Origin of the sequence: Allobosea sp. TAB14, from assembly GCF_052113865.1 — a bacterium.
Taxonomy (GTDB): Bacteria; Pseudomonadota; Alphaproteobacteria; order Rhizobiales; family Beijerinckiaceae; genus Allobosea; species Allobosea spartocytisi.
The window spans coordinates 1-12,401 of sequence record NZ_JBFRDQ010000004.1 but is presented as its reverse complement, the minus strand read 5'-3'; the positions used below and the strand labels follow the sequence as shown (position 1 = coordinate 12,401).

Sequence of the window (12,401 nt, the reverse complement as noted above, 5' to 3'; positions counted from 1 at the left end):
CCCCGGAGGGGCCGCCCGCTTGCGGCTCGGCCTCGCCGTCAGCCGTGCTCGCCCTTCACGTCGAGCGCGTCACGCAGGCCATCGCCGATGAAGTTGAAGCTCGTCACTGCGATCGTGATGGCGGCGCCTGGGATGATCGCCATCCAGGGCGCGCTGGACAGGTATTGCTGGGCCCCGTTCAGCATGTTGCCCCAGCTCGGCAGCGGGGGCTGGATCCCGTAACCCAGGAAACTGATATAGGCCTCCAGCAAGATCGCCCGTGCGACGGTGAGCGACGCCGCGACGGTAATGGGCCCCATCGCGTTCGGAAGGATTTCCCGGAACATGATGTGCACGGAGCTGAGCCCGAGCATGCGGCCAGCCAGCACGAATTCGCGTTCGCGCAGCGACCGGACTTCCGCCTCCACGATACGGGCCACCTCCATCCATTTGGTGACCGCGATGATGACGACGATCATCAGCGGACTGGGCTGAAGGGCGGCCGAGAGCGCAAGCACGAGGAAGATGGACGGAAAGGCGAGGAAGCCGTCCACGGTTCGCATCAGCGCGGCACCGAGCCAGCCGCCGCGATACCCGGCGATGACGCCGACGACCGTGCCGACGACGACCGACAGAAGCATCGCCGAGAAGCCGACGAGGAGCGAGACCCGGCCGGCGACGAAGAGCCGGGCAGCCAGGTCACGCCCGAGCGGGTCCGTGCCGAGAATGTGCGAGCCCGTCAGGGGCGGCGCGAAGCGCGCCCGCAGGTCGATCTGAAGGATGTCGTAGGGCAGGAGCCACGGCCCAACGACACAGGCCACGGTGAGAGCCGTGATCATCACGAGACCGAGCAACGCCAGGGGATGCTGCGCGAAACGCCGCGCGACGCGGCTTTGCCACCAGCGGCTCGGGCGATCGCGCAGAGCGAGGGTGTTCATTGTCGTTGTTCCTCGACCAGTTGCGCCGCTCAGGCCAGTCGGATCCGCGGATCGACGAAGGCGATCACGATGTCGGCGATCAGATTTCCGAGAATGACGATGATGGCCGAGAAGATCAGGAGGCCCATCACCACCGGATAGTCGCTGTAGCTCAGGCTATCCAGGAACAGCCGCCCCATGCCCGGCCATGTGAAGACGGTCTCGGTCACGAGCGCGCCGGTCAGGATGCTGGGCAATTGCACGCCCGCCAATGCGATCATCGGCAGCAGGGCGTTTCCGACGACATGCTTCATCAGCACGCGCCGCTCGCTCGCGCCCTTCGCACGCGCCGTCTTCACGAAATCCTGGCTGATCGCATCGAGCGTCGCGGTTCGCATGTAGCGGCTCCAGATCGCGACATGCACGAGCGACAGCACCACGCTCGGCATGATCAGATGATGCGCGTAGTCCAGCACCGAGCCGTCGCCAATCGCGTACATGTTGCCCGCCGGCAGCCARCCGAGCTTCAGCGTGAAGAAATAGATCMCGAYCAGGCCGAACCAGAAGGTCGGRATCGACAGCGCGATCATGGCRCCGATCGTCGCGAGATAGTCGAAGACCGAATGGCGGTGCGTGGCACCCCGGATTCCGATCCAGCTCCCGAGCGCGATCGCGATCACCGTCGACGTTCCCATCAACAGGAACGTCGCGAAGATGTGGCGCCCGATGACGGACAGCACCGCGGACCCGTCGCGGAAGGATTTTCCCCAATCGCCCTGCAGAAGCCGCCAGGCCCAGTCGAAATACTGGACCCAGAGCGGCCGATCGAGCCCCAGCTGCTGCTTCAGGCGAGCGAGATCGTCCTGGGTCATCCCGGGATCCAGGCCGTACTGCGCCATCGGCCCACCCGGCATCAGGCTGAGGGTGGCGAAGCCGATCAGCGAGACGATCACGAGCAGCACGGCGCTCTGGAACAGGCGATGAAGCAGGAAACCACGCATCGCGCCCTCCTCAATGTCGTTGGCCGTCAGGGGCGTCGCTCGCCGATGTCAGCGAGCGACGCGGGGGGCAGTTCAGCTCATCCAGTACCAATGCGCCGAATCCCAGGATTCGGTGCGCGTGTTGGGATTGGCCTGAAAGCCCTGGATCTTCTTCTTGCGACCGTAGCCGGCCTCGGTCTGGTAGATCGGCATGAAGGGCAGATCCCGCCGCACGAGTTCCTGGATCTTGTTGTAAATCGGGCGGCGCGCCTCCGGATCGAAGGTGCGGGTGCCCTGTTCGAGGAGCGCGTCCACCTCGGGGTTGACGTATTGGGCATTGTTCGAGCCGCGCCCGCCCTTGGCCGGGATGGCCTTGGAGCTGAAGCGGTTGGTGACGTCGGGATCCGCGCCGATCAGGAAGGTGATGCCGACGATCGCCGTGTCGAATTGCGACTGCTGCCAGAAATCGCCCCAGATCACCGCCGCGGGAAGGTTCGAGATCTTCATCTCGATGCCGATCTCGGCGAGGCTCTGCTTGACGAACTGCTGGAGCTGCTCGCGCAGCTGATCGCCGGCCGTCGTCGAATTCGCGAAGGACAGCTTAACGCCGTCCTTGGCGCGAATTCCGTCCGACCCCTTCTTCCAGCCGGCATCTTCCAGCATCTTGGCCGCCTTCTTGAGGTCGAATTCCTGGACCGGCAGGTTCGGATTGTAATAGGCGGACTGCTTGGGCATGAAGGTCTCGGTCGGAGCCGGCATGCCGTAATAGAGGGCATCGATGATCGACTTGCGATCGATGGCCGTATAGATCGCCTGCCTGACGACGAGTTCCTTGAACTGCGGCCGGTCGAGATTGAAGTAGATCGACTCGATATTCGACCGGAGCACCTTCTCGACGGCGAGGTTGGGAAGTTTCTTGGCCTCCTCGAAATAGTTCGCCGGAATGTACTGCTGGCCGATCATATCGATATCGCCGCTTTTCAGCTGCGTGTAGAGCACCGTCGAGTCGGGGATGTATTTGAAGATCAGCCGCTCGAGATAGGGACCCTCGCCGAAATAATCGGGATTGGCCACCAGCTCGACATGATCGCCGGCGACGCGCTTGCCGAATTTAAAGGCGCCGGTTCCGATCGGAGCACGGTTGAAGGCCGCATTGTTGACGTCCGCCTCTCCGTCGAAGGCGTGCTTCGGGACGATGAAGGTCTCCGTCAGGAAGGACAGATAGGGCGCGAAGGGCTGCTCCATACGCCACTGGATCTCGGTCGGGGACACGATCGTGATGTCGCGGACCAGCGCGTGTCCAAGCGTACGCCAGCTGCGGAACTTCGGATTGACGATCAGTTCGAGCGTGAACTTGACGTCCTCGGCGGTGAACGGCTTGCCGTCATGCCAGCGCACATTGTCCCGCAGCTTCACGCGCCATTGCAGGCCGTCCTGCGAAATCCCGCCATTCTGCTGGCTGGGCACCTCGCGCGCGAGGTTGGGCTGGATCACGCCTTTCGGATCGACCCGGAACAGGGCGTCGAACAGCGAGAAGTGCACGCCGTCGTCAACCTCGATCTTGACCATCAGCGGGTTGAGGACGGTCGGCTCCTGCGACATGCCCACGACGACGCGGCCGGCGGGCTTCTGCGGCGGGGTCTGGCTGAAGGCCGGGCGACCCATAAGATTCGGAGCCGCGAGGCCGAGGCCGCCGATGGCGGCCAGGCGCATGGCATCGCGACGCGACCATCCGGCCTTGGTATCAATCGGTTTCGTCATCTGTCGTTTCCCTCTTTTGGTTGCTTGGTTGTCAGCCCGCCAAGGCGATCCGGCCGCCCCCGTCTGGCCTTTCGCCGGGGATGGCGGCGACCAGTTCGCGGGTGTAGGCGGAAGTCGGGTCCAGGAAGATCTGCGAGGGCTGCCCCCGCTCGACGATCTTGCCCTTGTGCATGACCACGATCTCGTCGCAGATCTGGCTCGCGACACGCAGGTCATGCGTGATGAAGACCATCGAGACGCCGGTTTCGCGCTGGATGTCATCGAGAAGCTTCAGGATCTGGGCCTGAATCGAGACGTCGAGCGCCGAGACGGCCTCGTCGGCCACGAGCAGCTTCGGCCTGAACATCAAGGCCCGGGCGATGCCGATACGTTGCCGCTGCCCGCCGGAGAATTCGTGCGGATAGCGATCGAACGCTCCACCATCGAGACCGACGCGCTTCAAGAGCGCGCGGGCCTCGTCCCTGGCCTCGGCATAGGGCGTGCCATGCGCGACGGGACCGACCGTCAGAATCCGGCCGATCGTGGAACGCGGGTTCAGCGAAGCCGAAGGGTCCTGGAACACCATCTGGATCCGGGGCCGCAGCCGCCGGAACTCCGGTTCCGGCATCCTCGCGATGTCGGTCCCCTCGAAGACGATCCGCCCCCCGTCGCTGTCCATCAGCTTGAGCAGCAGCCGGCCGAGCGACGACTTGCCCGAGCCGCTTTCGCCGACGATGCCCAGCGTCTGCCCGGCCGCCAGATCGAAGGACACCTCGTTGACCGCCGCGACCTCGCGCAGGGTCCCCATGAACGCACTGCCGCTGCGGTAGGTTTTGAGCAGGCCCTCGACCTTCAGGACCGGCTCGCTCGCGGCGACATCGAGCGCCGGGCGGTTCTGGCCCGTCAGATGCGGGACCGCGGCGATCAGACGCTGCGTATAGGGATGGCTCGGCGTCTTGAGCACCTTGTCCGCGCTGCCCTGCTCGACGATCTGCCCCTTCTCCATCACGACGACGCTGTCGGCGATCTCCGACACGACGCCGAAATCATGGGTGATGAACATCACGCTCATGTTCTTGCGGCGCTGGATGTCCCGGATCAGCTTGAGGATCTGGGCCTGGGTCGTCACGTCCAAGGCGGTCGTCGGCTCGTCCGCGATCAGGATGGAGGGCTCCAGGGCGAGCGCCATCGCGATCATGACCCGCTGGCGCTGCCCGCCCGACAATCTGAACGGATATTGCTGATAGGTGAGCTCCGGGCTCGGCAGGCCGACTTCGGTCAGGAGTTCGAGCGTGCGTTCGCGCCGCGTCTGCGGCGTTCCGACCCCGTGCACCGCCAGAACCTCGTCAACCTGTTGGCCCACCGTCATCAGCGGATTCAAGGCGGACAACGGATCCTGGAAGATCATCGAGACGACTTTCAGGACGTTGCGATCGAGACAGCTCGTAATTGCCGATCCCCCATGGTCACCCAACCGCTCCGGCAGAATTTGTCGAAAGGGCCAACCTCAACAGCAGAAAGCATCGCCAGAACGACGACCGGCAGAGTTATGCGACGCGCCCTTATCCGCCGAAGCACGCGCTGGCGGCGGTGCAGGCTCTGCTGTCACGATTTCTCGGGAATCAGTGCGGGCAACCGGCCATCATCGCGCGTTGCAGAGGCGCACCCATCTTCAGGCCTGCCCGGTCTCAAGGCGACCACCAAGGCCGGACGCGGCAACAGGCACGGCGGCCCTGCCCCAGACCATGCTGCCGGCTTTATCCGCCGGTCAGCGCCAGCTGCATCTTTCGCGCCTCGAAGGGCTGCCGCAGGACGATCCGGTTCGAGAACTTGATGATGCCGATGTCGAGCTCAAGGAGATTGTCGAGGATCGCACTGAAATCGGCGATGCTCGGGGCGACGATCTTGAGGATGTAGTCGCATCCGCCGGTCACGTTGTAGCACTCGATAATCTCCGGGCAGCGCTCGGCCGCCGCCTCGAACAGCCGGAAACTGTCGCGCCGATGCTCGCTGATCGTGATTTCGGTGAAGGCCGTGATGAAATGCCCCAGCCGCGCAAGGTCGATCACGGCATCGAAGCCGCGGATCACGCCGGATTCCTGCAGGCGTTTCATCCGGGCGAGGCAAGGGCTCGGCGTCAGCCCGACCGCCGCGGCCAGCTCGACATTCGAGCAATGGCCATTGCGCTGAAGGTGATCGAGGATCTTAAGGTCGAACCGGTCGAGTGAAACGAGAGATCCCATGGCTCGATGATAGTCCCGGAGCGGCCGGCGTACCAGAAACAGTCCGGCGACGATGGGGCTGGTTCGGAAGACGGCCCCGGTTCAAGCGGGGCAGGAGGCGACCGCAGCCTGGAGCGAAACGAGAAAACGGTCCACGTGCTCCGCCTGGCAGACCAGCGGGGGTCGGACCTTGAGCGTGTCCTCGTTTGCCCCGGTGGTGCTGATCAGCACGCCGTCGTCGCGCATCGCGTTGACGACATCGAGTGCCATGGCGCGCCGCTGCGATGCAGACATGCCGTCATGGCCGATGTCGATGCCGAAGAACAGACCGGCATGGCGAACCGCCAGAATGCCGCTCGACGCGCCCGCGATCCGCTGCAGACCCTGGCTCAGCCGCTCGCCCATGGCGACCACGTTGTCGAGGATGCGATCGCGCTGCAGGATCGTGAGAACCGCGTCGGCTGTCGCGATGCCGACGGTGTTTCCGGCGAATGTATTGGAATAGCGAGCGGTGGCGCCGAAGCGATCCATGGCCGCATGCCGGCCGACGACCCCGCCGATCGGAAAGCCGTTGCCCATCGGCTTGCCGAGGGTGACCAGATCCGGCACCACGGCGTGCCGCTCGAAGCCCCACATATGATCGCCCGTTCGCCCGAAGCCGGGCTGAACCTCGTCGGCGATGAAGAGCCCGCCCGCCTCTCGCACCGCCGCGATGGCGCCCGCAATGAACCCCGGCGGATCGATCCAGACGCCGTCGCTGGAGAAGATGCTGTCGATCAGGATGGCCGCGACGCCGATTCCGCGCCGGTCGAGATCCTTGATCGCGGCTCTCACCTGCGCCTCGAAGAATGCGGGCGCCTCCGCTTCCGCGACGCCGGCAGGCCCGGGCAGCGCGACCATGCGCACCGAGGGGCTGAGYTTGACCGCCTCGCCGAGATTCGGCGAGACCATCGCGGCGGCGGCGCTCGTGCCATGATAGGCATAGGACGAGACGATGACGCCATCATTGCCGCTGACCAGCCGCGCGATCCTCAAGGCGAGATCGTTGGATTCGCTGCCCGTGCAGGTGAAGACGACGCGGTCGAGCTCCGTCGGGAATGTCGCGACCAGCCGCTCGGCATAATCGACCAGCTTCGGCTCGAGATAGCGGGTATTGGCGCTGATGCGCCCGGCCTGCTCGGCCATCGCCGCATTGACCTCGGGATTGCAGTGCCCGAGCGAGGGGACGTTGTTGTAGAAATCGAGATAGGCGCGGCCGTCGGGGTCGTACAGCCACATTCCCTCGCCCCGGACGAAGTGAACGGGGCGCCGATATTGAAGGCGATAGGACGAGCCGAGCACCTTGTCGCGGCGAGCGATCAGACCCGCCTCGCGCTCTGCGAGATCGGCTTCGCCGGGCATGTAGCGGTTYGGCATGAGATCGACGGACATCCGTTTGGCCTATCACATGGCAAGAGGGTTGGGAGCGGGAAGCAGCGAAACGACTGCGACGACGGCTGACGGCGCGGCCTCCCCGGGTGTCATGAGGAAGCCGCTTCGGCAACGATCGTCCGCGCGGCCTCCCTATCGAGGCGGGACAGGATCGACAGCCCATTCTCGGCTCGAGCGACGTTCTTATTGATATAGGCCGCATGCTCCGGAAAGAGGTGCGACCGCCAGGCATTGATCAGGATCAGCGCGCTCTGGCGCGCCTTCATCAACCCGACGAGCAGATCGGTCTCGAGCGGCGAGAGAGGGCAGACCGAGGCGTATCCGGCGATCAGGCTCTCCGCGCCGCCGAGCGGCAGCGCAGGGTCGCTCACCATGTGGCTGGCCGCGATGGCGAGATCCTGGATTCGCGGTCCCCGGCAGCCATCGCCAAAATCGATGAAGGCAACGCCGTCCTCGGCGAGCAGCATGTTGAACGGGCTCGGATCGTTGTGCGTGACCTGCCAGTCGAGGGCGCCGATCCTGGGCTCGACCGTGGCGAGGTAGTCCCAAAGCGCTGCCTGGACCGCATCCGCCGTCCGGCCGGGCGCCAGATAACGCTGGAACGCGGCAAGCCGGGGCCAGCAGCCGATCTGCCACAGCACGGGCCTGTCGACGGCCGGCAGGCCGTGTGCGTCGCGCAGGGCAATGTCGAGATGAGCCAGCGCCTCTCCCGCATGTCGAGCCGCTTCGGGAGACATCGGCGTCTGGCGGAGGGGCTGGCCCGCGAGCCGGGTCTGAAGATAGCCGGACAACCCGTCCTGCCGGAACATCAAGTCGCCCCGAACGGTCCCAATCACCTGCGGCGAGAGGAAACCATGCGACTTCTCGACCGCGCTGATCGCGGCGGACTGGAAGCGAAAGCTGTCGATCGCCTCGATCCGGGGCGATGCCTTCAGGATCAGCCGACGGGAATCGGGAAGGAGGACCTCGGCGGTGCTCTCGACCTCCGACGACAGCAGCTCGATGCGCCCGCTCAGCCCGTAATGGCGCATCAGAACCTCGGCCAGAAGACCGTCGTCGAGCGCGACGGGAGCCGTGGCGAGAACGGCCGCGGCCGCGTCGAAATAGGCGTCGCGCCCGCCTGCCGGCGCCGAACTGCGTTCAACGGCCGTCTGCCGGTCGGCCTCATCGGAAGCCGGCGAGCCGGGAGCCGTCCTCATGACGGCCTCGCAATCGTGGGCAATGCTCGACCTCGCCTGAAGGATGGTTCGCACATCCATTTTGATAAGGTCGTAACGCTCGCAAGAACTGCCGAAATCGCGGCCTCGCGAGCGCAAAGTTCCGCTCCGACCCAGGCTTCGGCAGAATGTTCGGCCCGGCGACGCGCGGCCGGAGGCAACCAAGACACCGACCAGTGGAGTGCGGAACATCAGCCGCCAGCAGCACCCAATGACAGAGCTGCGGCCTAGTAGCTGATTCGGCCGTCGATGATCCGAGTTTGCATTCCAAACATTATGGCCGAGCGCGTCGTTCGAGTTTGAGGCGCTGGTATCGATCACGGTGATGCCGAGTTGCTTGATCGCATCCGCATAGGGGGCGGGATCGGCGCCTCCAACGCGGTTGACGCCGCCCGAGAGCCAGCGCGAGACTTCGAGAGCCTTGTCACTGGTCGATGTGAAGATGGTGAAGTGCGGGCGCTTCGCCCCCATCTCGATCATCTGGCGCCGGAACACGTCGACGTCGATGTCCGGCGATGCGAGAACGACGTTGCCGACCTTGGTGGGAATGCTCCCCTTGCGCATGGCGACGCCTCGCAATGCTTCCATCGCGAGCCAGGTTCCCATGGAATGGGCGAGGATCGTGATCTCGCCGACATCCGGGCTTTTCGACGCCTCGATGATCAGGTCTTCCAGGGCGCTCCGCGAATAGGTGGTGCTCTCCTTGTCGTAGAGATAGTCGAAGACATTGGCGCGCGAGGGCCAGGTGAACAGGATCGGAGCCGCCGTGATCCCGGCATCATGCTTGAGCTGGGCGAGGCGAAAGACGGCGTCAGCATAGGTATTGTTGAAGCCGTGGACGAAGATGAGCGCCTGCCGCTTGGCGTTGCGATTCCTGCGAAACCAGTCGAGCATCTGCCGCTCGGACTGCGCCTTGCGGACGCCGAGGACCGCGAACTCCCGCTCCGGATTCGCCTCGGCCTGCGCTGGCCACTGGATCTCCCCGGCCCTGCGGTTGCGATCGGACGGGATCGAAACCTCGATGCTGTCGAAGGAGATCGCGTCGCCGCGCTCGCCGGAATAGAGCAGGCCCGGATCCTGCGCCGCCTGACGCGTCGTCACGGCGAGGATGTCGACCCGGCTGGTGTCTGCCGCAGCCGCCGACACCGGGCGGAGGACGCTTTCCTGCCGCGTCGCGCAGGCTGTGAGCAGCGCGAGGGCGGCGAAGAGCGAAACGGCCCGCGCCAGGCGCAACCGGGCGGAAGCCGGGCGGCGCGGAGGACGCGGATCGGCGGCGATGCGATGCTCGATCATCTCGAACCCGGCTCCATGAGGTTGCGGCGCGCGTCGGCTCAGTGCGCCGGCGCAGGCGCGGCAGTCTCCTGCCCGGAGGTCTCGGGCTCGCCCTGCCCCTTCGGCTCCTCGAAGCGGAACCAGGCGACATAGAGCGCCGGCAGGAACAGCAGCGTCAGCACCGTTCCGACGATGATCCCGCCCATCATGGCGTAGGCCATCGGGCCCCAGAACACCTCGCGCGCGATCGGGATCAGCGCCAGGCTCGCGGCCGCCGCCGTCAGCATGATCGGGCGCATGCGGTGCTCCGTCGCCTCGACCACGGCCGACCAGCCATCCCTGCCCTCCTCGCGCAGATGCTCGATCTGGATGACGAGGATGACGGAGTTGCGGATCAGGATGCCGATCAGCGCCAGCACGCCGAGGATGGCGACGAAGCCGAGCGGCGCGCCGCTGGGCACGAGCGCGGCAACCACGCCGATCAATCCCAGAGGCGCGACGACGACCACGAGGAACAGCCGCTGGAAGCTCTGGAGCTGGATCATCAGGATCGTCGCCATCGCAAACAGCATCAGCGGGACGATCGCGACGATCGGGCCCTGGCCCTTGGCGCTCTCCTCGACCGCGCCGCCTGTGACGATCTTGTAGCCGGCGGGCAAGGTCTCGCTGATCCGGGTCAGGGCCGGGGCGAGCTGCTGGACGACGGTCGCCGGCTGCAACGCCGTCGTGACGCTCGCCTTCACCGTGACGGTCGGCAGGCGGCCGCGCCGCCAGACGACCGGCTGCTCGGATTCGTAGCGGAAATTGGCGACCGCAGCGAGCGGCACGGTTTTTCCGGCGCTGGTCTGGATCTGCAGGTTCTGCAGCGTGTCGATCGAGGAGCGCTCGTTGTCGAGCGCCCGGCCGACGACATTGATCAGATAGATGCTGTCGCGCACCTGCGTCACCGTCGCGCCGCCGACGATGCTGTTCAGCGCCGTCGCGATCGTCTCGGAGGTGATGCCGAGCTGGGCCGCCTTGTCCTGCAGCACATCGACCTTCACGACGCGGCCGGGCTCGTTCCAGTCATAGACGATGTCGCCGAGATTGGGGTTCTGCCCGAGCGTGCTCGCGACGTTCTGCGCCAGCGTCCTGACCGTCTGGATGTCGGGTCCGCTGACGCGATACTGCACCGGACGGCCCACGGGCGGGCCGATGTCGAGCAGATGCACGAAGGCGTCGGTGCCGACGAATTCGCGCGCGATGATGTCGTTGAGCTTGGCGCGCAGCCGCTCCCGCGCCGCCAGATCATGGGTCACGATGACGATCTGGCCGAAATTCGGGCTGGCAGGCTGCACATCATAGGACAGCACGAAGCGCATTGCGCCCTGGCCCACATAGGACGACCAGCGCTCGATATCCGGCTCGCCGACGAGCGCGATCTTCTCGAAGCGGTCCATCTGGGCGCGGGTCTCGGTGATCGAGGCATTCTGCGCCACCGTCCAGTCGACGATCAGCTCGCGCCGGTCCGATGAGGGGAAGAACTGCTGCTGGACGAAACGCATGGCACCGACCGAGAGGGCGAACATCAGCACGGTCGCGGCGATGGTCAGCCATTTCCGGCGCACGCAGAGGCGCAGCAGCGCGTTGAAGGCGCGGGTGAAGCGGCCGGGCCCGTCATGATGCTGCTTCATCGTCTTGGGCAGCAGGGTGACGCCGAGCAGCGGCGCGAACAGCACCGCGACCACCCAGGAGACCAGCAGCGAGACCGCGATCACGACGAAGAGCGTGAAGGTGAATTCGCCGGCTGCGCTGCCGTTGAGGCCGACGGGGATGAAGCTCGCCACCGTCACCAGCGTGCCCGTCAGCATCGGAAAGGCGGTCGAGGTGTAGACATAGGTCGCCGCCTTGGTGAGCGTGTCGCCGACCTCGAGCCGCGCCACCATCATCTCGACCGCGATCATCGCGTCGTCGACCAGCAGGCCGAGCGCGATGATCAGCGCGCCGAGCGAGATGCGCTGCAGCGAGATGCCGAAGATCTCCATGAAGACGAAGGTGATGGCGAGCACGAGCGGGATCGTCAGCGCCACGACGAGCCCGGCCCGCATGCCCAGGCTGACGAAGCTGACGATCAGCACGATCGCAACCGCCTCGAACAGCGCCTTGGTGAAGCCGCCGACGGCTTCCTCGACGATGGCAGGCTGGTCGGAGACCAGATGCACGCCGATGCCGATCGGCAATTCGTTCTCGATCTTCGTCATCTCGGCTTTCAGCGCCTCGCCGAAATGCAGGAGATTGGCGTTCGGCTTCATGCCGATGGCGAGCCCGATCGCCGGCTTGCCGTCGACGCGGAAGAGCGAAGTCGGCGGGTCGACATAGCCGCGGCTGATGGTGGCGACGTCGCCCAGGCGAAAGAAACGGTCGTTGATCCGCAGGTTGATCGCCCGCAGGCTGTCCTCGGAGGTGAACTGCCCGCCGACGCGCACACTGATGCGCTCGCCCTTTGCCTCGATCGTGCCCGACGGCGCGATCGCGTTCTGCGCCCGGATGGTGTCGACCACGAGCTGCTGGGTCAGGCCCAGCGCCGCGATCTGGCGCGTCGAGAATTCGAGATAGATCACCTCGTCCTGCGCGCCGACAAGATCGACCTTGCCGACATTGGGC

General features: G+C 65.5%; 7 protein-coding genes and 1 pseudogene. All 8 read right to left on the bottom strand.

The features are described from left to right. Window positions 1–38: 38 nt before the first annotated feature. Window positions 39–917 carry an ABC transporter permease gene (locus AB4Y99_RS01140; protein ID WP_038362012.1) on the bottom strand — a complete coding sequence of 293 codons (879 nt, stop codon included), beginning with the start codon at window positions 915–917 and terminating at the stop codon, window positions 39–41. 29 nt (window positions 918–946) lie between these two features. Further along, window positions 947–1,897, bottom strand: coding sequence for an ABC transporter permease (locus AB4Y99_RS01135; RefSeq protein WP_441522081.1), 951 nt, complete (start codon window positions 1,895–1,897; stop codon window positions 947–949). A gap of 72 nt (window positions 1,898–1,969) precedes the next feature. Next, window positions 1,970–3,637, bottom strand: a complete 1,668-nt coding sequence (locus tag AB4Y99_RS01130) for a peptide ABC transporter substrate-binding protein (RefSeq protein ID WP_441522080.1) — start codon at window positions 3,635–3,637, stop codon at window positions 1,970–1,972. Window positions 3,638–3,668: 31 nt separating this feature from the next. Further along, window positions 3,669–5,036 (bottom strand): annotated as a pseudogene (locus AB4Y99_RS01125) (dipeptide ABC transporter ATP-binding protein); the annotation flags it as partial. Window positions 5,037–5,373: 337 nt separating this feature from the next. Beyond that, a complete protein-coding gene (locus AB4Y99_RS01120; RefSeq protein WP_038362002.1) occupies window positions 5,374–5,859 on the bottom strand; it encodes an Lrp/AsnC family transcriptional regulator in 486 nt (161 codons plus the stop codon). Between the two features lie 81 nt (window positions 5,860–5,940). Beyond that, entirely contained in the window at window positions 5,941–7,269 is a 1,329-nt protein-coding gene (locus AB4Y99_RS01115; protein WP_441522079.1) for an aspartate aminotransferase family protein, read from the bottom strand. An 89-nt stretch (window positions 7,270–7,358) separates the two neighbouring features. After that, window positions 7,359–9,779 (bottom strand): alpha/beta fold hydrolase, encoded by a 2,421-nt coding sequence (locus AB4Y99_RS01110; protein WP_441522078.1) that lies wholly within the window; start codon window positions 9,777–9,779, stop codon window positions 7,359–7,361. A 38-nt stretch (window positions 9,780–9,817) separates the two neighbouring features. After that, window positions 9,818–12,401: efflux RND transporter permease subunit (locus AB4Y99_RS01105; protein ID WP_441522077.1), on the bottom strand; the 2,584-nt coding region annotated here is incomplete at its 5' end.

Coding starts and splice junctions, on each gene's coding strand:
- AB4Y99_RS01140 (WP_038362012.1), bottom strand. CDS start 917: ATGAACACCCTCGCTCTGCGCGATCGCCCGAGCCGCTGGTGGCAAAGC.
- AB4Y99_RS01130 (WP_441522080.1), bottom strand. CDS start 3,637: ATGACGAAACCGATTGATACCAAGGCCGGATGGTCGCGTCGCGATGCC.
- AB4Y99_RS01120 (WP_038362002.1), bottom strand. CDS start 5,859: ATGGGATCTCTCGTTTCACTCGACCGGTTCGACCTTAAGATCCTCGAT.
- AB4Y99_RS01110 (WP_441522078.1), bottom strand. CDS start 9,779: ATGATCGAGCATCGCATCGCCGCCGATCCGCGTCCTCCGCGCCGCCCG.